This window comes from Helicobacter canis (assembly GCF_008693005.1).
In the GTDB taxonomy this organism is placed as follows: Bacteria; Campylobacterota; Campylobacteria; order Campylobacterales; family Helicobacteraceae; genus Helicobacter_B; species Helicobacter_B canis.
The window spans coordinates 60,178-83,699 of the sequence record NZ_VXKE01000006.1; the positions used below are offsets into that span (position 1 = coordinate 60,178).

Genomic DNA, 23,522 nt, shown 5'->3' on the forward strand with positions numbered 1-23,522 from the left:
AGTCTGCCCACTCACACCACCACGAAATTTACAAGCTTATTTGGCACAAAGACTTCTTTAGTAATGGTTGCATCAAGTAGCCATTTTTCCACGGCTTGTTTTGCTTGGTTGATGACTTGCTGCTTATCTTGGCTTGCTTGCACGCTGATTTCTGCGCGCTTTTTGCCATTAATCGTAACGGCATAAACACTCTCATCGCTAGCAAACACACTAGAATCCACTTCTATCTCGCCAAAGTTTGCCAGCCCAAAAAGCTCTTCACTAAGCTCCCAGCAAATATGGGGGATAATAGGCTCTAGGATAGAGAGCAAGATGAAATACCCCTCCGTCCAAACATCTGGATTATCCTGCGCACTTAGTGCATTAAATGCTTCCATACAAGCGGCAATGAGTGTGTTGAAGTTGTAGTTATTCTGCCTTTTGGTGAAAACTTCTTGGCTTTTTTGCAAGGCTTCATAGATTTTCTTGCGTGCTAATTTTTGCGCAGAGTCTAGCTTGCTTCCATCAATGCGCGGAAGTGCTTTTGTCGGGTAGGCATTTTGCGCGCGCTCATACAAGCGGCGGATAAAGCGGTTTGCCCCCTCCACGCCATTATCATTCCACTCCAATTCCTTAATAGGCGGAGCAGCAAACAAGATAAACAAGCGCGCAGTATCCGCCCCATACGCGTGTAAAATATCTTTAGGATTGACAACATTGCCTTTAGATTTTGCCATTTTCGCGCCATCTTTTAGCACCATTCCTTGTGTAAGCAAATGCGCAAAAGGCTCATTGAAGCAGTGGTAGCCCAAATCGCGCAAAACTTTGGTAAAAAATCGCGCATAAAGCAAATGCAAGATCGCGTGCTCAATCCCGCCAATGTATTCATCAACTTCTAGCCAATACGACACGCTAGCTTTATCGATCGCGCACTGCTCCCATTTACTGCGCTGCGTGGCATAGCGCAAGAAATACCAGCTAGATTCTACAAAAGTATCCATCGTATCACTCTCTCGCCTTGCCTGCTTGCCGCATTTAGGGCAGATAGCTTGCATAAAGCCAGCGTGGCTAGCAAGTGGATTCCCCTCCCCGGTGATTAGCACATCATCTGGGAGAGTTATGGGGAGATTTTCTCTCTTTTCTGGCACTGCCCCACAGCTCTCACAATGCACAATGGGGATGGGCGCACCCCAATACCGCTGCCTAGACACCCCCCAATCACGCAAGCGATAATTGACCACGCCAGAGCCAAGCGCATTCTCCTCAAAATGCCTAATCACAGCCTGCCTAGCTTCATCACCACTAAGCCCCTTAAACGCGCTAGAATCTAGCATCGCTCCATCATCACTACAAGGCAAGGGGTTTTGTGTCTGCAATGCTTGTTTAATAGGCAAGTCACACATCGTAGCAAAGGCGAAATCCCTTTCATCGTGTGCTGGCACACTCATCACCGCCCCAGAGCCATAATCCATAAGCACGAAATTTGCCACCCATATCGGTAGCAACTCCCCTGTGATAGGGTGGATAGCTTTAATCCCTAGATCCACGCCTTGCTTTTGCGCGCTTGCGCGATCTCGTGCGCTTGTGTTTTGCATAGCAATAATCTGCTCTTGCTGCTGCGCGCTCAAGTGATCAAACATCGCCTTTGCCAAAGGATGCTCTGGAGCAATCGCGCAATAAGTAACGCCAAATATCGTATCTGGGCGTGTGGTAAATATCTCTAAACTCTCTATCCCGCTACGCTCCTTGGCACTAGATTCTAGGGAGAATCTACACTGCAAGCCATAGGATTTACCGATCCAATTTTTCTGCATAAGTAGCACTTGTGGCGACCATTTCCCCTCTAAAGTCTGCAAGTCTTCAAGCAGCTCCTCTGCATAATCAGTGATTTTAATGTAGTATTGCTCCATTTCTTTTTGCACAACTTGCGTATCACATCGCCAGCATTTGCCATCGATGACTTGCTCATTTGCAAGCACGGTTAAATCATTTGGACACCAATTTAGCAAGGCTTTCTTGCGATAGATTAGACCTCTCTCCCACATTTGGATAAAGAACTCTTGCTCCCATTTTGTGTAAATAGGATCGCAAGTGGCTAAATCTTGCTGCGCTGAAAATGAGAGCCCAAGAGCCGCAAACTCCGCGCGCATAGCATCCATATTGTCATAAGTCCAAGACTTTGGGTGGAGTTTGTGCTTTATAGCGGCATTTTCCGCTGGCATACCAAAGGCGTCAAAGCCTATTGGGTGCAGGACATTAAAGCCGCGATTGCGGTAATACCTTGCTAGCGCATCGCCTATGCAGTAGTTGCGCACATGCCCCATATGGATCGCCCCACTTGGGTAAGGAAACATACTTAGGATATATTTTTTAGGTTTTGTAGAGTCCCACTCTGGCTCAAATGCCCCCGCTTGCTTCCAATGCTCTTGCCATTTTTTCTCTATTACCCTTGGGTTGTAACTACGCATACACTATCCTAGAAATCTGCATCTTGCTTTTGCGCACTCTCAATGAGAATCAAAATAAGCGAGAAAATATTTGCCATAAGTGCGCCAAGCACAAACACATACGCTAGCTTTTCATTATGGAAGACTTGTAGCACGCCAAAAGCTGGCAGCAAGTGCAAGTCTGCGACAATCGAGCTAGCAAATAGCTCTGATGAAAGCCTTTTGCGCACGCCGATTTTTAAGGTTGTGGCGATGAGATTAAGCGCGATAGCCATAAACAAAATCGTAATATCTGGCGCATATAAAAATCCCGCCGTAGAAGTCGCACTACTTAGTGTAAAAAAAATGAAAATGACCTTACCCCAATCCATACCCTACTCCTTATCTAAAATCTACTTTTGGATCTATACCCTGCCGCCCTCATACTGCTGGCGGATTTTCGCACGCTCTTTCGCTCGGCGTTGCTTTTCTAGCTCTTTTGCGTGGTATTTCTCTATATTAAAGCCTAGCAATATCGCAAGCTTAGGGGCAAGAAACATCGAGCTACAAGTCCCCACAATCACACCCACAAGCATAGGAAGAGAGAAGCCGACAATAATTGAGCCACCAAACACATACAAAGTCAGCACGACAAAAAACACCGTGAGTGAAGTAAGCAAGGTGCGAGAGAGCGTATGCGAGATTGCTTCGTTGATAACAAGGGTGATGTCATTTGTTTTGTCATTTAGCATTTTTTCGCGGATTCTATCAAAGATGATGATCGTGTCATTGATCGAATACCCTATCAAAGTAAGCAGAGCTGCTATAACTTCTAGATTTAAATCAATAGCAAAGACCACGATGCTAGCAGCAGTGATGATGACATCGTGTATCAATGCCAAGATTCCAGCTAGGGCGAACCGCCACTCATAGCGGAAGCTCACATACACCATCATCGCTATAAATGCAAGCAGCAGTGAGACAATGCCCTTTTCTTTAAGCTCTTCGCCAACCTTTGCCCCCACAGAGTCCATCTTGCGTATCTCAAACTCTCCACTAGGTGCTAGGATAGATTCTAGCATAGGAGCAAGATTGCGCCCTTCAAGCTCGGCATTGTTAGGGATTTTGACAAGCAGCTCTTCTGCTGAGTCAAACTCACTCACTTGCACACCCTTAAACGCAGGCTCTGCCTCTAACAATGCGCGCACTTGCTCAATAGGAGCTTTACCCTCATAGCGTAGCTGCGCGCTACTTCCCCCGGCAAAATCAATACCCAGCGTGAAACCGGGCTTGATAAACAAAAACACCGCCCCAGCTAGCAAAATAAGACTAACCCAAAGCCCGTAATTAGAGTATTTAACAAAGTCAAAAACCCGCACTTGCTTGAAGATTTCCACTATTTTGCTCCTTTAATGGCAGGTTTGGCTGCTTTGCCATTGGCTTGGGCGTGTTGATAGGAGACGCCAAACCACAGCTTCATTGATTTTGTTTTGCTAAGTCTAGGGAGCAGGACTTCATAGATTCCGTGTGTGCCAATAATTGCTGTGATGATAGAAGCTAGAATCCCTATCCCTGTGGTAAGGGCGAAGCCTTTGATCGCACCTGTGCCATAAGCATAGAGCAAAAATGAGGCAATAAGTGAAGTGATATTTGAGTCAAAAATCGCGCGCGAGGCATTGATATAGCCTACTTGAATCGCCCTTGCGATCGACTCTCCAGCGCGCAGAGCTTCACGAATGCGCTCATTTATGATAATGTTCGCATCAACTGCCACGCCAACAGTTAGCACAATGCCTGCCATACCCGGCAAAGTCAATGTCGCGCCAAATATCGCCATAACCGCAATAATAAGCAAGAGATTTACTACCAGCGCACACGATGCAATAACCCCTGCTACCGCATAATAGACAATCATAAAGCCCACCACCAGCACAAAGCCGCCAATAAGAGCGAGCATTGAAGCACGGATACTATCAGATCCAAGACTAGGTCCCACGCTGCGCTTCTCTAGCACGAAAAGTGGGACAGGCAGTGCCCCACTGCGCAGGGTAATGGCTAAATCTGTGGCTTCCTCTTCTGTGAAATCCCCACTAATTTGCCCACTTGAAGCAATCCTAGCGCGAATGACAGGGGCAGAGTAGATTTTACTATCTAGCACGATTGCCATACGCTTACCTATACTAGCACTTGAAAAATCAGCAAACCGCTTCGCCCCTTGCGCATTTAGCTCAAATGCCACCACAGGGCGATGATTCTCATCATACGCCACACGCGCATCACTTACCATACTGCCATCTAGGATAGAAGTCGCCTTTAGCAAAAGCTTTGGCACACTCTCGCCTCTAGCAATGGCACTTTGAGCTTCTTTGGTAGATTCTGCAAAGGGCAAAATCACATCATTAAACCCTTGTGCCTCAAAATCACTCATACTATACACGCGGCTTACGCGCTCTTCATCGACTGCCATCATCTGCAAAAACGCCGCTTTAGAGATAAGATCGCGCACTCGTTGCTCTTGCTTGGTGTTTTGGATTCCGGGGAGCTCAACTAGAATCTGCTCTCGCCCTTGCTGGGTTACGCTAGGCTCGGCTAGCCCAAACTCATTTAGGCGGTTGCGTATGGTGGTGATTGCTTGAGCGATAGCCTGCTTACGCACTTCTTCTTGCTCTTGCTGGGTTAGAAGAATCGTGTAGTGGTATTCTTGGGCTTCATAGGCGATCCCGCGCAGAGATTTTAGCAAGACTTCTAGCTCGCTCACTTCAGCAGAATCGATCAAATCAAACTGCACATTGCTCTCTTGTGCCTGCACGGGAGAGAGTAGAATCTGCTTTTTTGCCGCTTCATATTCTATGGCAGAAGCGATAGAAGAGTAGCGCGCAGCAATGGCTGCATCTGTATCCACACCAAGCAGAAGCTGCAAGCCTCCTTGCAGATCGAGCCCTAGCGTGATCTTTGGTCCCTTGGTATCAAAGAAGCTTGGCACACTACACACCAAGCCAAAGCACAAAGCAGCAAGAAAGACAAGGAATTTTGGCTGAAAGATTTTCATCTAGTTAATGTGATAGCTATGATTGCGTAGCTTGTGTATCATCATATTTATAAGCGACAAAATCCCTAGAAAGCCTAGCTGTGCTCTCATCACTCAAGCGCACACTGAAAAACAGCCCATCCACCTTGATGATCTCGCAGATAAACCCACCAGAGCTTACGACTTTATCGCCCTTTTTCAATCCTTCTAGCATTTCTCTGTGGCGTTTAGCCTGCACGCGTTGGGGACGAATGAGAAAGAAGTAAAACACCGCAAAAAGCACAATAAGCGGCAAAAGCGAGACAAAAATGTCATTTGCATTATTACCCATTTATAATCCTTACACACAAAATTAGAGCTGGCATTGTAGCGACTATTTATTTACTTTATCCTTTATTTTTGCGACCCCAAGTAAAAAGAGAGCCCCAATAATCCCAGAGATAAGCGAGCCACTAAGGATAGCGATTTTAGAAATTTCTGCTGCTTGCTGGGCATTTTCCACGCCTTTAAACGCAAGCTCAGAGACAAAAATCGACATCGTAAAGCCAATACCAGCTAGCATACCAGCCCCTAGAATCTCACCCCAAGTGATCCCACTCGGGCGCGCGGCGATCCCAAACTTCTCGCATAAAAATGTGATGAGAAAAATCCCCACAGGCTTGCCAATGAGCAGCCCCAACACCACGCCTAAAAATATGTGATCAAAGCCTAAAAGCGCGCTAAAATCTATGCCATCATCTAAGCGCACGCCCGCATTAGCAAAGCCAAATAGCGGCATAATGCAATACGCACTCCACGGGTGCAAGGCACGCTCAAGCCGTCCTAAGGGACTTTGCACCATTGTGATAGTCTCGTGCATATTGCGGAGATTTTTTACTTGCGATTCATTTAAAAACACTTGATCATCACTCTTACTGCGGACAAATCCATCAACCATCGCGCTCACATGTGGGTTGAAATCTTGCAGGTCAAATTTGGGGCGCACAGGAATACAAAATGCCAAAGCCACAGCGGAAATAGTCGCGTGGATTCCACTATTATGCACAGCAAACCACAACACCACCCCCACGCATAAATACGGACTTAATGCCTTAATGCCAAACTTATTAAGCGCGATAAGCACGCAAATAAGCACCAAAGCCAAGCCCAAATACGCATAATTCAAAGTGCTTGTATAAAAAAGCGCGATGACCACAATCGCCCCTAGATCATCAACCACCGCAAGCGTTACTAAAAATACCTTCAACGCCATAGGTATGCGCGATTTAAGCAGCATTATCACCCCAAGGGCGAAGGCTATATCTGTCGCCATAGGGATACCAAAGCCGTGCGCTGAAGGTGTGCCAGCATTTAGCCCAAAGTAAATAAGCCCGGGCACAAGCATACCGCCAACTGCCGCAAGAGCTGGGAATATCGCCTTTTTCACACTTGCTAGCTCGCCAAAGAGCACTTCACGCTTAATTTCTAGCCCAACCATTAGGAAAAACAACGCCATAAGCACATCGCTAATCCAATGGTGCATACTAAAGCCTATAAATATACTGCCATTTTCACCTTGCGCGCCAAGATGCGCTAGGAATGGAAAGGCGTGCGCAAGCCCTTGCACCTCCACCCCAAGCTCCATATGCCAAAAGTTAAAATACATCTCGCTAAGTGGAGAGTTAGCCATAATCATCGCAAGCACCGCTGCGAAAAACAAAAATATCCCCCCAAATGCCTCACTTTTTAAGAAGTTGAGAAACACATCTCGCAATCCTAGCTTCTCTAGATTCTGCCCTGCTGGTCGCATAAATGCCCTTATAGATAAAATAGAGCCGAGATTATAGCAATATTTTCTAGGTCTTTTTTGGTAAAATCCCACCCAAACATTTCCCAAAAAGTCAGCCTATGCACACCACCACACACTCCATTACAGCTGCTCCTGCGCCACAGCCCAAGCCACCCCTGCACTATGACGACCTGCCTAGCGCGCGTAAAGAGCTTTTGCAGGCATTTTGGCAGATACTAATGCCAAGCTTTCACACTACCGAGCTTGACACACTCTTTACCAACGCTTGTGAATTTAGCCAAGCATTAGAGCAAATCCCGCCACAAGCTCTAGCCATTATGCTTTCAGTAGATTCTACAAACCTTGCACGCTATGAGCAAACGCGATCTTTTAAGCAGATTCTACACGCAGTGGGTATGCAGGATCAAGTAGATTCTAGCCTAGACCCCTTAGCTCTCCTCTCCTTGCAATGCGCTATTTTGGCACACACAAGCATAGAAAAGCTACAAGAGAGCAAAGCCCTAATGGCGCATATTATTGCCGCGGGATTATGCAATGTAGAGCGCACAAGGGGGCTTTTTAACATATTGGAAAAATTTTTTACCACACATACAAAGCTTGCAAGAGAGAGTGCGCCAGCTAAGAAGCCCACCATAGCCAAGCAGGCTTTAAAAGATGAGTTTATGAGTATTGCCAATACACTCGCCCAGACACTTCCGCACACCAAGCCCGCGCTTGAGCAAGCCATAGCGCGCTTGCAAGAGAGCCATTTTTCTATCGGTGTAGCAGGTGTGCTAAGCGCGGGGAAAAGCAGCTTTTTAAATGCGCTTTTGGGCAAGGGTGTGCTAGGCACTTCCACAATCCCAGAGACTGCCAATCTCTCTATCTTGCGCTATGGCGATGTAGAATCTGCTTTGGTGCATTTTTTCACACAGGGCGAGTGGGAGAGTGCAAATGCGCAAGCCACTCACGCTAATGCGCTTACAGATGAGCAAAGAGAGCTGCTACACATCGGGCAAAAAGCCATTGCCATAGATGAGCTAGCGCGCTACACTTCAGCCAATTATGAAAACGGATTTAGCGCACTAGTGAAAAAAGTGGAGCTCTATCTCCCGCTAGCATTCTTACAAAATAATGTCGAGATTGTCGATACACCCGGGCTTGATGACCCAATCATAATCCGCGAGGAGCTAACTAAATCCTATATGCACCATTGCGATATGCTTATTTATGTGATGAATGCAAGCTGTGCCGCTACACAAAAGGATATGGACTTTATCCTAGAGTCGCTCATTAGCGGGCATTTGGCTAGGCTGCTTATAGTGCTAACGCGCGCGGATTTACTTAGCAGCAAAGAGCTAGAATCTAGCCTAGCCTACACCCGCCAGAGTCTGCAAAAGGAGCTACAAAAGGCGCATTATGATGGCGATATACAAGCCTTACTTGATAGCATTGACTTTATCCCTGTGGCTTCACTTTTTGCACTAGGGTATAAGACAGATGATAAAGACATCATCGCTAAAGCACAGGCGCAAAACTTCACACTAGAGCAAACAGGACTCCCAAAAGTGCAAGCCTACCTAGAATCTATGCTCTTTGGCGATGACTCACCTAAGCAAAGGGACTTGCTATATAGTGCATATAGGAGCTTGCTGCTAGAGCTAGATTCTGCAAAGGAGCATTTGCACATAGAGCAGCGTATCTTGCAAGCTAGCAGCCACGACAAGCAAGCCATAGCTAACGACTTGCAAGCTAGCAATCAAGCACTTATGGATTCTATGGATACCTTATGCAAGGAGCTAGAAGCAAGGGAGCAGGAGTTTATGCGCTATCTAAGCGAGCTTATCGCGCTAATCAACGCCCATCTAAACTCCCACACCCAAAGGCTTTTCACCCAGCTTTATGATGATACAACCTATGAATACGCCAAAAACGCAAAGCCAAGTGCAGAGCGTGTAGAGTCCATCATCGCCCAAAGCCTGCAAGATAGCTACCACGACCTTATGCGTGAATACAAATACAAAGTCGCAAAGAAGCTCCGCACACTAGATGAGCTCGCACAAAGTAGTAGCACACTAGCCTTAGACATACCCCTAGACATTCCGCCAATCACCTATCCAAGCCACACTAGTAGCATTAGCACCCTAGCCAAGCAGCTAGCAAAAGCCGTGCTAGAGCTAAACGCCACACACACCAAAAACACGCAAGAAAGGCTTAGTGCTGCCCTGCAAGAGCTTTTGCGCACGAAAATGGGAGATTTTATCAGCCTACTCACGCAAGAAAATACACGCGTGCAGGCTCTTTTGCACCAAAGCTTTACTAACTACGCACAAGCGCAAAAAGACGCCTTGCAAGATAAAATCACCAAAAACACGCGCGCCCTAGAATCTGCCCTAGCAAAAACAGCCACCAAAGACGACATAGAAGCACTCCAAAACGCGCAAAAAACTATCCAATCCTTGCATAATGAAGTGCAAATGATCCTTAAGGCACTATGATGAAAGCGACCACACCAGATTCCAAAGCCATAGATTCTACAAATGCTCTAAGCATAGATTCTCCCACCCTGCTAGAGTCCTTTATCCACGAGTGCCTACTCGTGGATAATACCAATCCCCTGCATAAAGCTATCCAGCTTACTCGCTACGCACTAAGCCGCACAGACTCGCTCACAAAGCAGCGCGCTAGCACACTAGACACGCTTACAAGAGACTTTGATAAGCCTATTACCATAGCGATTGTGGGGCAATTCTCTAGCGGCAAAAGCACTTTTCTCAACGCTATAATGGGGCGTGCAATCCTGCCTAGTGGTATCACGCCAATCACTTCAAAAGTTTGCACCATCTGCTATGGCGATACTTACAGCCTAGAAGTTATCTACAACGATGGCACAAGCGCGCCAAAGCCACTAGAATTTTTCCACACATTAGATGAGCTAGAAAATCTCCAAATCCGTGAATTTATCCTGCGCGCGCCTGTGGCACTGCTACGCTCTATCAGCCTGCTTGATACGCCGGGCTTCAACTCACAAAATGCCATTGATACAGAGACGACAAACGCCATTTTATCGCGTGTAGATGGGATTATCTGGCTCTCTTTAATCGACAATGTCGGCAAGCAAAGTGAAAAGGACATTATAGAAGCCCACATCAAGCAGTATGTCTCTAAATCCCTATGCGTGCTAAACCAAAAAGATCGCCTACAAGATGAAAAAGAAGTGCAAACAAGCCTAGATTACGCTAGATCTGCCTTTAGCGGTAGCTTTAGCGAAGTGATTGCCATCTCTGCTAAACAAGCCCTAAAGGCGATCCAAGCCCACCAAGAGCAGCCCACCACTCCACTAGAATCTAGCCAGCTCTATGCGCACTCAAACTTCCAAGCGGTGCTAGAGTTTATCACAGCACAGCTTACTAGCAATGCCAAAGAACTAAAATCTAGCAAGATTCTACACACCTTAGGGGAGATTCTAGCCCTTAGCATAGCGGAGATAGAGCAGGCACAAAGCACTACTAAAGCTTACTTACAGACCATTGAGTGCTTTGATAGCACCTTGCGCTTTAATGCCCTAAAAAGCGGGCTAGAAAAGCAATTTAGCGCATTTTTCACACGCTATGATAACGCCCTAGAAAACCTCGCGCAATACATCTTCTCCCAGCTAGAATCTAGCGAATTTAGCCTACCAATCACTAGCAAAAATCTCCTAGGTATGCGCACCCAGCAAATGCAAGCCTACCAAGCCACCATAATCCCAAAAGACACGCTCATAAGCAAGCTACATAGCCAAGAAAATCGCTTCTTGCCAGAGTTTCGCACGCTGGGCTTGCAAATAGGTGCGTTTGGCAAGGAGCTTGGCAGCTTCCTTGATAGTGAGCTAGAAGCACTTAAGCAAGCTGGCTGCGAGCTTTGGGCAGATTCTACCCCTGCTTTACAACACACCCTGCAAACATTGCAGCACAGCACCCTAGCGCGCATACAAGCCCAAAACACAGCCGCTCTATGCGCACTGCAAGGCGAGCTTGACTCGCTAAAGACTCTCATCACCCTAAACTATCCAAACGCCATATCTCTAGCACTCACCGAGCTTGATAGCAAGATCAACTACGCCTTGCACAAGCACAAGCAATCCCCCAAAGACTTCGCGCTTTTTACCCCCACGCTAGAAAATATCCGTGATAGCCTAAATAATGCCCTGCATTTTCTCACATTCCAAGATAGGCTTTCTTTACACAATGCCCTATACAAAAGGACTCTATGGAGCTTGAGTCAAGCTTATATGGAGTGCTTTGAGCACGCAGCAGAGCTTAGTGCGCCACATCTAAGCACCCTAGAATCCCATATCCAAGCCCTGCGCGACGCCCTAGAAGAGCTACAAAGCCACCACTAGAATCTAGCCAAGCTTTTGGCTTGGCTCTGTAAAGCGTGTAGCTAGATTCTAGCTCTTGCGCAAAAACATCGATGGATCAAATCGCTCAAAATCCACGCTTGTATCTGTGTGGCTTGCCTTGCCAAACAAGCTTTCATCACAAATCGCCTGCGATAATGTGCCTAATGCCTGCGTAATCTCACTAGTTTTATCTTGGATATAGCCTATAAATCCGCCAAAGTCCCCGCGATCTAGCAAGGGCATAGGCGATGGGTTTTCAAACTCGACACTCTGTGCGCCAACCTTAGCACTAAGCACAGAGTCAAACAGCTCATTACCCATAAATTTGCAATTTGCAATTTGCTCTTGGATTTGATAGATAATTAAGTGGTCTTGCACCTCATCATTGCCTAGCCCATTAGCAGAATCTAGGATTTTTTTGTAGGTATTTTTAAGCACTTGCAATGCGCCTGTGAGCTCATTGGCACTTTTTATGCTCTCGCCAAAGTTTTGGATTCTCTGGGTTTTACATAGTGGGATTTGCATTTTCTGCGCTAGTCCAAAGTCCCCTACATACTTCTTAAATGTCTCTAATATGTCCTTTTGCTGCATTTGGTAGCTCCTAAGTGGTTTAGATAGTCTTAAGCACTTTTTGTTCCCTAAAGTATTGCAGCTATCTAGGGCTAGCTTTGTAAGATTTTGTTATAATCACGGCTATTTTTTCACAAGGACAGCAATGCGATTTATTTGGCTATGGGCTTGCTTAGCGGGCTTGCTTAGCGCAGCGACACTGCACCCCATTGACTTTGAAGTGATCAAAAAAGAGGTGTCAAAGTCCCCTACGCTGCTTATTATCGGTGGGATACAAGGCGATGAGCCCGGCGGATTTAATGCGACAAATATTTTTCTCAATCACTACACAATCAAAAATGGAAGTGTTTGGGTAGTCCCTGTGCTAAACCCGCACTCTATGCTACTTAACCATCGTGGAATCTATGATGATATGAATCGCAAGTTTGCAGCCCTTAACCCAAACGACCCAGAAAAGCCACTAATCGAGCATATCAAAAGCGTCATCAAAGAAGATCAAGTCCAAGCGGTGCTACATTTGCACGATGGGAGCGGATACTATCGCCCAAGCTTTGAGAGCGCGCTTGCTAATCCAAATCGCTGGGGGAACTGCACGGTCATTGATCAAGTTACCCTAGAAGGCGCGAAATATGGCGCGCTAGAATCTATCGCAAACGCAATGATCGCGCATATCAATGCCCATCTCTTAGCCCCAATCCATCGCTACCATTTGCACAACACCCAAACCGCTGAAAAAGACAAAGAAATGCAAAAAGCCCTGACATTTTATGCGATCAATCAGGGTAAGCCCGGCTATGCCAATGAAGCAAGCAAGGAGCTTAATGTCGCCCAGCGCGTGTATTACCACCTACTTGCCATCGATGCGCTTCTAACGCAAATGGGCATAGAATTTGAGCGAGATTTCACGCTCTCACCACAAAATGTGCAAAAAGCCATTAAAGATCGCTCCCAAACCTTTAGGCTTGAGAATCTCCCTGAAATGCCACTCTTTGGCTTGCGAACCCCACTTGCAAGCTTCCCTATCCCCAAAGGCAAAAAGGCTAGTGAAATCACCATCACTTCAAGCAACAAGATTCTAGGGCTTCTGCCACGAGATGGCTCTCTAACCCTAAAATACGGCAACAATGTGATGACAAAGATCCTCCCAAAGCGCATTGACTTCTACCAAGGATCACTTGCCCCCCTAGAAGCTACGATCGACAAGCAAGTGCGCAAGATCGCGCTAGGAGAGCGCGTGCAAATAGCGCGCGAGATCAGCCTGCCTAGCACCATAGCACTTGATGACAAACGCCAAGCGCGCGTCCAAGTCGTGGGGCTTATGGGCAAGGACTCTAGCCACATTACAAAAGCTTCACTAAGCCCAAACGCAAGCCTTGATACAGCTGGCAAACTCTATCGCGCAGAAGTCTATATCCAAGAGAAGTTAAACACAGAAGAGAGTGCTAATACACCAGAATCTAGCAGCGCGCAAAAGATAGATTCTAGTATAGATTCTAGCGACTCTAGTGCTGGGGACAAGGCTTCTTCAAGCGTGCGTGTCAGTGTCAATCTAGCCAATATCCGCGCAAGAGCAGGTGTGGATTCTAGTGTTGTTGGTATGGTGCGCTGGGGGAGAGAGCTAGAAGTCCTAGAGAGCGTAGAATCTACACAAGGGAAATGGCTCAAAGTGCGCTACATTTATACAAGTGGCACGCAGGGGCGTGAGCAGGGAGATGAGATTGTAGGCTATATCCTTGCAAGCCTTACAAAGCCAAATGATAGCTCCAAGCTCGCTCAAGTAAGGGTCAATCTAGCCCATATCCGCGCTGAGCCAAGCACCAGTGCCGCAATCGTAGCAAAAGCCCCACGCGGACGGATAATGGAAGTGCGCTCCACTAAGGCGGGGCTAGATTCTGCACATAATCAGCAGTGGGCGCAAATCCACTATGTCTATGGCAGCAATAGCACCAAACGCGACATCAATGGCTATATCCTTGCAAGTCTGCTTGCGCCACTAGAATCTAGCGCGCCAAGTGCTAAGCCACGCACTAGCCCCAAGCCACGCCCAAGTGCTCCAAAGCCCAAGACCCAAAACTATAAAGAAAGCTTTGGCGGTATGATACTGCTTGAGTTTGTCGATAAAAGTGAGCAATGAGCCTAGAATCTCTCACAAACTCACCCTTTAAGCTGCTAGCAAGTGCGGAGTGGCACACACATAGAGCCTACATAGTCCGCGCCTTTGCAGGGGAGTTTTGCTTGCGTGTAATTGCGGATTTTGGCGAGATGCCTAGGCTTTTTGGCATTGAGAGCCAAGCTAGAGTGCTGCAAGAAAACACAAGCGCGTTTTTGGCTGGGAAGCAGGCATTGCACGCATTGTTGTTTGGTGCTAAGGGCTGTGGGAAAAGCTCATTGATCAAGGCTACCTTGCTGCCACATCTGCTAGATTCTAGCTCGCCTTTGCGCGTGCTTGAGCTTGATAGCAAGGATATTTGCCTGCTGCCTTTGGTGTTTGATAGCTTGCGCGACCTACCTTATCGCTTTATCATTTTCTGCGATGATTTATCGTTTTCCCAAGAAGATCCAACCTACAAAAGTCTAAAGAGCACTTTGCAAGGCTCACTTGAAGCAAAAGCTAGCAATATCCTACTCTATGCTACCTCTAATCTCCGCAGGCTACTAGAATCTAGCTCTTTGCGCGCTGGGAGTCTCACCCCAAGCAGCGAGATAGTCCAAGAAGAGCTGGCATTAAGCGAGCGATTTGGCTTGCAAATTGGATTTTACGATATTGGTGCGCAAGAATACTTAGAGCATATCGCGCGTATCTTAAATGATAAAAGCTTTTTAGAAGAGTCTAGCCCATCGCGCCAAAGCGCACTAAACTTCGCCACCAAGATAGGTGGGAGAAATGCGCGTATAGCTGAAGAGTTCGCCACAGCGTGGTGCAACAAAAGCATATAAAACCTAGAATCCAAAAAAGCAAGATAAAAATAATAAAAGCAAATAGCAATAAAGAGAAAATAGAAGAATAGCTAGAATCTAGCCCCTCCAAGAGACTCTTATTAGTCTCTGTTTGATAGACCAATAAGAGAGAGAAGGCTCATAAAGATATTGTAGAAGTCAAGATATAGGCTAATAGCCGCTTCTACTGGACTTGTGTAAAGCCCACGGATAATGTTTTGCGTATCATAGGCTACATACACGCTAAAGAGAACGACTGCCACACTTGAGATAATCACTTGAAACATAGAGCTCCCAAGGAAGAGATTCACAAGTGAGCAAGCAAACACAACAAGCAAGGTGATAAAAAGCATTTTGCCCATACTCGCTAGATCTTTTGTCGTCCTAATACCAAAGATACTCATCACACCAAAGACAATTGTTGTCATAGCAAACGCCATCACCACAACTTCTACGCCCGATTTGGCTGCTACCATATAGATAAGCGGCGTAGCCACTACACCTGTAAGTAGCGTAAAGATAAAGAGCATTGCGACATTAAGTCCGGGCTTTGAGCGAGAAAATATAAGCCCAAAGAGTGCTGCAATCTCAACGATGACAAGCATCATACGATTTTCCACCACAAACTGAAGATTGTAGAAACCAATCACCGCGCCAACAAAGGCGAAAAACAGGCTTGCTCCAAAGAAAATATAAGTCAATTTGACAAATTTCACAAGCGCACTATCCTGTGCTGCTGCATATTCAGCAGCTGCATTTACATCGCTTGTATTGTTTGTATAGTTTCTATCATAAAGTCCCATTTTATCTCCTTTTGATGAAATGCGCTGGGATTATATAGTATTTATATAAACGACTATTCCTGCTAGCTGCGCCCAAATACTTCAGCAAACACATCTTTTATCGTCTGCACAGGGATAACCTTCATACTCTCTAGCACTTCTTGTGGGATTTCTTTTAGATCTCGTTCATAGTTTTTAGCCGGGATTAGAGCGCGCTTGATCCCAGCTTTGTGTGCGGCGATGAGCTTCTCTTTCAATCCGCCAATTTGCAAGACATCGCCCGTTAGCGTTAGCTCTCCTGTCATAGCGATTTCACCACTTATGGGCTTTTCACAAAGGATTGATGCGATCACGCACGCCATAGCGATCCCCGCACTTGGACCATCTTTTGGCGTAGCTCCTTCTGGGAGGTGGAGATGGATATTGTATTGATTATAAATAGGCTCTTTGGACTTAGACTTTGCTAGTGAGCTAGAATCTAGCTTGCCATTATCAAGCAGCACCTTTACCACAGAGTGTGCGATTTGCGCGGACTCCTTCATCACATCACCTAAGCTTCCTGTGAGCTTTAGCTCGCCCTTGCCCATAAGCTTTATGGCTTCAATTTTTAGCACATCACCACCCACACTTGTCCAAGCAAGCCCATTGATAATACCCACGCGCGCTTTCTTGCTTGATTGCTCAATCTCAAAGACCACTTTGTCTAGGAAGTTTGGGATCTGCTTAGGTGTAAGCTTGATGGGCTTAAACTCATCGCCATCTTGCAGCACTTTTGTAGCGACTTTTCGCAAAATTGTAGAAATTTGCCGCCGCAGCGAGCGCACACCTGCTTCGCGTGTGTATCGCTCTATTAGCACGCGCACGCCTTCTTTAGTAAATTGGATTTGCTTTTCACTAAGCCCGTGCTTTTTAAGCTCTTGGGGGATTAGGTATTTATGCGCGATTTGCTCTTTTTCTTGCGGGGTGTAGCTAGAGATGGAGATAAACTCCATACGATCGCGCAGCGGGGCTGGGATTTGCGCGATGTCATTTGCCGTGGCGATAAAAATCACTTGCGATAAATCAATGCTGAAATTTGTGTAATAATCGCGGAACTCCACATTCTGCTCGGGGTCTAAAATCTCTAGTAGCACGCTTGTGGGATCGCCTCTCACACCACGCGCGACTTTATCGATCTCATCAAGCACGACCACTGGGTTCATCTCCTTTGCTTCAATAAGCCCTTGCACAATGCGCCCGGGCATAGCACCAATGTAGGTGCGCCTATGTCCGCGCAGCTCATTGACATCTTCTAGCCCTCCTAGGGCTATGCGCACAAGCGGGCGCGAAATTGCTTTGGCAATGGAGTTTGCAAGGCTTGTTTTCCCCACGCCCGGAGGTCCATAAAAGCACAAAATCGTGCCTTTGGACTTTTGGCTCTCTTCTTTTGATTTTTTTGCTTTAGAGCTAGGGTCTTTAGATTTTGCTAGGGCTTTGGCATTCTTAGCAAGTAGCTCGCGCACGGCAAAATACTCGATAATGCGCTCTTTTGGCTTGGTTAAAGAGTAGTGATCTAAGTCTAGCTGCTTGGCGACATTTTTGATAGAGAGCTCGCCTTTAGCGTATTTGCCAAAAGGGATTTCTAAAACCCACTCAACATAGTTGTGCAATAAGTTCGCATCGGCACTATCTTGGTGCATTTTGGATAGGCGGTTGATTTGCTTTTTGATCTCCTTGTAGGCATCTTCGTTGAGAAATTGCTTGATAGATTCTAGCTTTTTGGCAAACTCATCAAGCTCCTCATCGCGCTGCTTATCAATCCCTAGCTCCTTTTGGATCTGGCGCATTTGCTCTTTTAGAAAATACTCTCGATTTGTCTGCTCAAGCTTATCATGCACGCGCGATTTGATTTCTTTTTGCAGTTTTTGGGCTTGGATTTCTTGCGTTACAAAATCTATTAGCATCATCATTCGCTCTTCAATATTATTGCTTGCAAAAAGCTTATAAGTCTCTTCTGGCTTTAAACGCAGTGTAGAAGCGACAAGATCGATGATACGATTTGGGTCGTTTGTCTCTTCAAGTGTTTTGAGCATTTCTGGGGGGAAATGGCTGATATTGGCGTAGTTTTGGACATTTTCTAGCAGAAACTTCATCATCGCTTCCACGCGCGCTTGGTTGTAGTCTTGATACTCGATAATATCAACCACAGCTTGGATTAAGTCGCTAGATTCTGTCTCATCTACTTGCGTATCTAGCGCAATGACCCTAGCCGTAGCCATTCCTTGCACTAGAATCTTCACGCGCCCATCAGGCAAGGACACTTTGCGCAAAATCTTGCACACCACGCCCACATCATAAAATGATGCCTCGCTAGAATCTATCTTTTCATCACTGCTAGATTCTGGTGCTTTCTCGCAGCACACAAGCACAAGGTCGTTGCGCTCTAGGGCGGCATTTGCTGCTGCGATATTTTTCTGCCCTTGGGTGAAAATAGGCGCGATCGCAAAAGGGTAGGTAAAGTCTTCTTCTATGATTACAGGCAGGGTAGCTGGGAATTGCTGTGAGTTTTGCATACTTACTCCTTAAAATAATTACCAATTAAACATACGCACATACCAAGGGATATATGATGCCCTTGGCTGCGCACTAGACTCTAAATCATCATCGATTCTATCAAGGTATTTTTGCGTGGCTTCTGGCTTTTTTTGCTTTTTATAGACATTGACAATGCCCTTATTTAGCTCATTTTGCCCAAGCACAAAGCGCACTTGCATTGTCTGCACAAAAGGCACATACCGACTTGTAGGATATTTATCTAAAAAATCATCAAAGGCAGAGAGAGAGTCAGAGAAAAACTCCTGATCTTTGCTTGAGTTCTTAATCCCGTAATATCGGCTTTGAAGCTTTAAGTAAGTGATAAAATCAGCATTTTGCGCAGTGCCAAAGCGTTTCAAATACTCATCAAAGTAAAATTCTGCGAGCAGATACTCTTCTTTTCTTGTGTGGGCTTGCCCTAGGATAAGCATTGCATCTGGCAGCAGGGGAGAGTTGATATGCTCACTTTGTAATGACGCATAAAAATTATCCGCACCCTCTAAGTTGCCAAATTTGATTTCTTTGATGATATTTTGATACCAATACATCGCAGGCTTATTGAACTCGTTTTTGTCTTTCTTATCACACGCGCTAAAGAGCAGCGCACCAGCGACAACCACACACCACTGCAACAATACAAAAAACCGCATACACCACCTTAGAGCTTGTAAAATTTGCGCATTATACACTACATCAGCAAAGAGCTTACACAAAGCCTGCGCGCTAGGAGATCTTAGTAGATTCTAGCGTTTAAGGGAATTAACCGTTTGGAGCATTGCATCGGCTGTTTGGATTGTTTTGGAGTTTGCCTCATAGGCTCTTTGCCCAGTGATGAGATCTGTCATCTCCTCCACAAGCTTGACATTACTTAGCTCTAAAAAGCCCTGCCTAAGCGCACCAAAGCCCTCTGTGCTAGCCACGCCTACAATCGCATCGCCTGAAGCATTCGTGTTTAAAAATAAATTATCCCCCAAAGAGTGCAGCCCTGCTGGGTTTATGAAGTTTGCTACTTCGATTTGCCCTATCACATTGCTTACGCCATTATTTGCCTGCACGACACTCACCGTGCCATCTGTGCCGATATTGATTTGCGTGGCATCTTGGGGGATAGTGATTTGGGGCTGGAGCAAGTAGCCTTGCGCGGTTACGATATTGCCATTATCATCAAGCTTAAAGCCCCCATCTCTTGTGTAGGCGATCGTGCCATCGGGCAGCTGGATTTGGAAAAAGCCCTTGCCTTCAATGGCTACATCAAGGTTGTTTTCTGTCTCTTTGGGGCTACCTTGGGAAAACATCTTTTGCACCGCACCCGGGCGCACGCCAAGCCCTACTTCTATGCCTGTGGGGGATAGTGTCGTTTCACTTGTGGCAGTGCCGGCGTATTGCAGCGTTTGATAAAAGAGGTCATTAAACTCAGCTCGCTGCTTTTTGTAGCCAGTGGTATTGACATTGGCGATGTTGTTTGAAGTGGTATCAATTTGGAGCTGCTGTCCTAGCATCCCTGTGGTGGCGGTATAGAGTGAGCGCATCATAAGCAATCCTTTGGGCGCGAAATTAAATACCCAAAAGATAAAGCAAAAAAAGTTCCTAAATGCGTAGCTACATTATATCGATTTAATCAGTAGGCGATAAGTAAGCATATAGGCGATGATAAAGACTAGGCAAGTAAGCATAAGCGCAGCGGTATTGGCGTAGAAAAATGTCGCTAGGATAATAAAGGGCGCATTAGCACAAATAAGTATGAAAGAAGTTAAAGGATTGTTGCCAAGCTTTTTAAAAAGGAGGGTGTGAAAATGCGCAGAGTCAGGCTGCATTGCTTCACTTTTTTCAATAATTTTACGCCTTAGTATTGAAAATAAGACTTTTCATAACTAAATTGACTAGAATCTACTGCAATGATTCCAAGCCTTTAAGGGAGCTTATAGTAAGGCTCTGCTAGAATCCAGCCTTCGTGCGTAAATTTTTAAGACAAGGCTTGTGGGATATGTGGATTTTGCTGTATTTTCTTGTGTTGTTACTCTCCTTTTTGGTGCTACAAGGGGTGATCCTTATTAGCAAGAAATATCAGCTTTTTGTGGATTCTAGTAGCTCATCTAAGCCCCAGAGGTTTCACTATCGCCCCACTTCGCGAGCTGGAGGGCTTGGGGTGCTAGTAGGGGTGCTAGTAGGGTTTGTGGTATTTGGGCTGCTTTCTAGTGCGTGGGTGTATTTCATCGTGGCTTGTTTGGTGATATTTGCTAGTGGATTTGCAGAAGATATGGGTATATCACTTAGCCCCAAGCTTCGCCTACTTATCCAATGCTTTGGTGCGAGTCTAGCGTGTGTAGTTATGGAAAATGCGTGGCTTAGGGATTTGGGGCTTGGGTTTGAGTTTATCTATGTGCTGGGTGTGGCATTTGGGGTGTTTGCAGTGGTTGGCGTGTGTAATGCTATGAATATTATTGATGGCTTTAATGGCTTAAGTGGTGGAATTGCTGCGTGTGTATGCGTATCAATCATCGTTGTGGCAGGACAGGTAGATATGCTCCCTATCGCCGTAGCGTGCGCGATTTTGCTTAGTGCGGTTCTGGGATTTTTGGTGCTAAATTTTCCTAAAGGTAAGATATTTTTAGGCGATGGTGGAGCGTATTTGATAGGATTTTTCTTAGCAATGATGCTGGTGCTACTTACCCAAGAGCCCACTTCTATCGTTAGCCCTTGGTATGGGTTTTGCGTGATGATTTATCCAGTTTGGGAAGTCTTATTTTCAATACTAAGAAAAAAGCTTGCTGGGAAATCGCCTATGCAGCCAGATTCTAAACACTTCCATATGCTCCTTTTTAAAAAGCTTGGCAACAATCCTTTAACTTCTTTCATACTTATTTGTGCTAATGCACCCTTTATTATCCTAGCGACATTCTTTTATGCCAATACCTTTGCCCTTATGCTTACTTGCGTGGTGTTTATCATCGCCTATATTCTCTCCTATCGCCTGCTTTGTGCAAAATAATCCACACAAATAAAATATGCTACAATGCCCGCTACAACACCCACTTATATAAGGCTCTCTATGCTACTCTCTCTCCTAAAAGCAGATGATACCAAAGCCCTAGAGCAGGAGATTTCTAAGCGATTTGTGCGAAATATGGAGTATTTCCACAAGACTTCTCCAGAGCTTTTTGACGCGCTGAAAAACGACCCCACTGACTATAATCTCATCATCAACACACAAGGCATAAATATCCTAAATCTCTCAAACAACGAGCTTATCTACCCTGTGGAAAATGGCTTTTCACAAATGGTAGCAATCAACGAAGATCTAAGTCTATCACCCTTGAAAAATGATAAATGGCATATCCACTCAAATGGAATCTACCTTGACAAAATGGACACCCAAAAGCTCCCCATCACTGCTGAAGTGTGTAATGGCTTTATCGACTTGCTTTTTACCCACAATGGCGTGAAAGAATACTTTTTAAGCAAGGATTTCTTGCCATCTACCAGTATTTTTGGGCTACTTGGGGGAATGTTTTTAGAGTTTTTACGCGAGCGGGGGGTGTTTTTCCACTCGCTGCTAATTTTTGAAGAAAATCTCGATATGTTTCGCATTAGCTGCTATTTTGTGGATTACCCTAAGCTTTTTGAGAGTGTGAGCGATGGGGCGTGCTATTTGTTTGTCAAAGACTTGGTCAATCGCTTCTTTATCCGCAATTTTTTTGCTAGGCAGAAAATTACTAATAATTTCTTGCGCTTAGAGCTTAATCTCTATGAGAGTCCCAAAATGGATTCTGCTATGCAGATTGTCAATGAAGAGTATTTAAGCAATGCGCGCGGGTGGGGGAGCTTTGAAGATGAAATGATAGGCATACAAAACACCCTAGAAAATCTCCCAAGCAAGAAAAACCGCAATGCCTTTCTCCACAACCCTAAGCGCGTAGATATGCCCATTTGCGTGGTGGGCAATGGCGCGAGCTTAGATTCTAGCTTAGAATTTATCAAGGCAAATCAAGCAAATATGATCATCTTTAGCTGTGGGACAGCGATCGCCCCACTAAAGCGCGCGGGCATTGAGCCAGACTTCCAAATAGAAATAGAGCGCATAGACTATCTAGCAGAGTATTTGCGCCCAGTGCTTGGCAAGACACCTTTGCTCTGTGGAAATATGATAAATCCCAGCGCGCTAAACTTGGCAAATGAATGCTATGTATTTATGCGCGGAGGCAGTGCTAGTGGCTATATGTTTAAAAGCCCTTATATAATGGAGTTTTGCGCGCCATTTGTGGGGAATGCCGGCTTCGCGCTTGCCTGCCAGCTAGGGAGTGAGGTGCTAATGTGTGGGCTTGATTGCGGCTACATTTTAGGCTTTAGCAAGCACGCTAAAGATTCTGCTTATGGCAAAGAAGAGTCCTTTAGCCTAGAGAATCTCCCCAAAGGCGCGATCCCTGTGCGCCCAAACTTTGACCACGAAAATCAAGCAATGCTAGAATCTATGCCAGAAAATTATGCAGTTTATGGTGATTCTATCTTTTTACTCTCTGCTCAAATGCTCTCCCAAGCCATTAAAACCTACAAGCCAAAGACTATCTTAAACCTAGGTATGGGTGCATATATCGATGGTGCGCGCCCCACACACCCTAGCGAGTTTGCCCTGCAGAAAAGCAAAAAGTCCAAATACATAAAACTCATCAAAAGCTACTTTACACAAGACTTACACGCTGTGTTTAGCGACTGCCGCGGGGATTTCTACCTCCAAGAGATAGAAGACTACAAGCAGCAGCTCTCCTCTATGCTTACACACACTATTAGCAGCAAGCAAGAGCTCTTTATCTGGGTGGATCAAGTCTTTAGCATTTGTGCGAAAAAGAGTGCCAGCTCGCCGTATGTGGGGATTCTCTTTGAGGGCACAATCGCCCACATCTGCCAGAATCTAATGATCGCCTCCCTACATCTCCCAAGCAACAATATCCAAGCATTCTTCAATGATGCTCGCACGCTTATTGCAAGCGCGCTAGATAAGATGCTCTTGCGCTACAAAATGCTTATATCACGCTACTAGATTCTAGGCTTGGTAGAATCTACTTAGCTCTATGCTAGT

General features: G+C 45.7%; 18 protein-coding genes. 6 read left to right on the forward strand and 12 right to left on the reverse strand.

The annotated features are described in order from the left end of the window. Window positions 1-11: 11 nt before the first annotated feature. From leuS to nhaA, 6 genes are read right to left on the reverse strand one after another with little or no spacing between them, the layout of a single operon-like run. Window positions 12-2,447 (reverse strand): leucine--tRNA ligase, encoded by a 2,436-nt coding sequence (leuS, locus tag F4V45_RS02220; RefSeq protein WP_150336862.1) that lies wholly within the window; start codon window positions 2,445-2,447, stop codon window positions 12-14. A gap of 8 nt (window positions 2,448-2,455) precedes the next feature. Next, a complete protein-coding gene (locus F4V45_RS02225) occupies window positions 2,456-2,797 on the reverse strand; it encodes a DUF6394 family protein (protein ID WP_023929356.1) in 342 nt (113 codons plus the stop codon). Window positions 2,798-2,830: 33 nt separating this feature from the next. Continuing rightward, entirely contained in the window at window positions 2,831-3,802 is a 972-nt protein-coding gene (secF, locus tag F4V45_RS02230; protein WP_150336863.1) for a protein translocase subunit SecF, read from the reverse strand. Continuing rightward, window positions 3,802-5,454, reverse strand: coding sequence for a protein translocase subunit SecD (secD, locus tag F4V45_RS02235; protein WP_150336864.1), 1,653 nt, complete (start codon window positions 5,452-5,454; stop codon window positions 3,802-3,804). The genes secF and secD overlap by 1 nt, the downstream gene beginning before the upstream one ends. 16 nt (window positions 5,455-5,470) lie before the next feature. Beyond that, on the reverse strand, window positions 5,471-5,764 hold the full coding sequence (gene yajC / locus F4V45_RS02240; protein WP_150336865.1) for a preprotein translocase subunit YajC: 294 nt from the start codon (window positions 5,762-5,764) through the stop codon (window positions 5,471-5,473). A gap of 42 nt (window positions 5,765-5,806) precedes the next feature. Continuing rightward, window positions 5,807-7,222, reverse strand: a complete 1,416-nt coding sequence (gene nhaA, locus F4V45_RS02245) for a Na+/H+ antiporter NhaA (protein WP_150336866.1) — start codon at window positions 7,220-7,222, stop codon at window positions 5,807-5,809. Between the two features lie 98 nt (window positions 7,223-7,320). Here nhaA and F4V45_RS02250 point away from each other — a divergent pair, with 98 nt between their 5' ends. Beyond that, window positions 7,321-9,699, forward strand: coding sequence for a dynamin family protein (locus tag F4V45_RS02250; protein ID WP_150336867.1), 2,379 nt, complete (start codon window positions 7,321-7,323; stop codon window positions 9,697-9,699). Further along, entirely contained in the window at window positions 9,696-11,585 is a 1,890-nt protein-coding gene (locus F4V45_RS02255; protein ID WP_150336868.1) for a dynamin family protein, read from the forward strand. Before F4V45_RS02250 ends, F4V45_RS02255 begins: the two co-directional genes overlap by 4 nt. Before the next feature lie 48 nt (window positions 11,586-11,633). Here F4V45_RS02255 and F4V45_RS02260 read toward each other — a convergent pair whose 3' ends face one another. Beyond that, window positions 11,634-12,176 carry a flagellar FLiS export co-chaperone gene (locus F4V45_RS02260; protein ID WP_150336869.1) on the reverse strand — a complete coding sequence of 181 codons (543 nt, stop codon included), beginning with the start codon at window positions 12,174-12,176 and terminating at the stop codon, window positions 11,634-11,636. Window positions 12,177-12,300: 124 nt separating this feature from the next. Here F4V45_RS02260 and F4V45_RS09305 point away from each other — a divergent pair, with 124 nt between their 5' ends. Together F4V45_RS09305 and F4V45_RS02270 are read left to right on the forward strand one after the other, a co-directional pair. Further along, window positions 12,301-14,289: a M99 family carboxypeptidase catalytic domain-containing protein gene (locus F4V45_RS09305; protein ID WP_170235126.1), complete on the forward strand. Its 1,989-nt coding sequence runs from the start codon at window positions 12,301-12,303 to the stop codon at window positions 14,287-14,289. After that, window positions 14,286-15,092, forward strand: a complete 807-nt coding sequence (locus F4V45_RS02270) for a DUF815 domain-containing protein (RefSeq protein ID WP_150336870.1) — start codon at window positions 14,286-14,288, stop codon at window positions 15,090-15,092. Before F4V45_RS09305 ends, F4V45_RS02270 begins: the two co-directional genes overlap by 4 nt. Before the next feature lie 101 nt (window positions 15,093-15,193). Here F4V45_RS02270 and F4V45_RS02275 read toward each other — a convergent pair whose 3' ends face one another. The 5 genes from F4V45_RS02275 to F4V45_RS02295 all read right to left on the reverse strand — a co-directional run bounded on the left by F4V45_RS02275 (window position 15,194) and on the right by F4V45_RS02295 (window position 20,262). Beyond that, window positions 15,194-15,895 carry a Bax inhibitor-1/YccA family protein gene (locus F4V45_RS02275; protein WP_150336871.1) on the reverse strand — a complete coding sequence of 234 codons (702 nt, stop codon included), beginning with the start codon at window positions 15,893-15,895 and terminating at the stop codon, window positions 15,194-15,196. Between the two features lie 62 nt (window positions 15,896-15,957). After that, complete coding sequence (lon, locus tag F4V45_RS02280) at window positions 15,958-18,426, reverse strand: endopeptidase La (RefSeq protein ID WP_150336872.1); 2,469 nt, start codon at window positions 18,424-18,426, stop codon at window positions 15,958-15,960. Window positions 18,427-18,444: 18 nt separating this feature from the next. Beyond that, window positions 18,445-19,098 (reverse strand): outer membrane protein assembly factor BamD, encoded by a 654-nt coding sequence (locus tag F4V45_RS02285; protein WP_150336873.1) that lies wholly within the window; start codon window positions 19,096-19,098, stop codon window positions 18,445-18,447. 93 nt (window positions 19,099-19,191) lie between these two features. Further along, the gene (gene flgG / locus F4V45_RS02290; protein ID WP_023929369.1) at window positions 19,192-19,980 is read right to left on the reverse strand and encodes a flagellar basal-body rod protein FlgG; all 789 of its coding nucleotides are present in this window, start codon (window positions 19,978-19,980) and stop codon (window positions 19,192-19,194) included. Between the two features lie 72 nt (window positions 19,981-20,052). Next, window positions 20,053-20,262: a hypothetical protein gene (locus F4V45_RS02295; RefSeq protein WP_150336874.1), complete on the reverse strand. Its 210-nt coding sequence runs from the start codon at window positions 20,260-20,262 to the stop codon at window positions 20,053-20,055. Window positions 20,263-20,432: 170 nt separating this feature from the next. Between F4V45_RS02295 and F4V45_RS02300 the strand changes: the two genes are divergently transcribed. Continuing rightward, window positions 20,433-21,437: an MraY family glycosyltransferase gene (locus F4V45_RS02300; protein ID WP_150336875.1), complete on the forward strand. Its 1,005-nt coding sequence runs from the start codon at window positions 20,433-20,435 to the stop codon at window positions 21,435-21,437. A gap of 60 nt (window positions 21,438-21,497) precedes the next feature. Continuing rightward, window positions 21,498-23,483 carry a 6-hydroxymethylpterin diphosphokinase MptE-like protein gene (locus F4V45_RS02305; protein WP_170235127.1) on the forward strand — a complete coding sequence of 662 codons (1,986 nt, stop codon included), beginning with the start codon at window positions 21,498-21,500 and terminating at the stop codon, window positions 23,481-23,483. Window positions 23,484-23,522 lie beyond the last annotated feature (39 nt).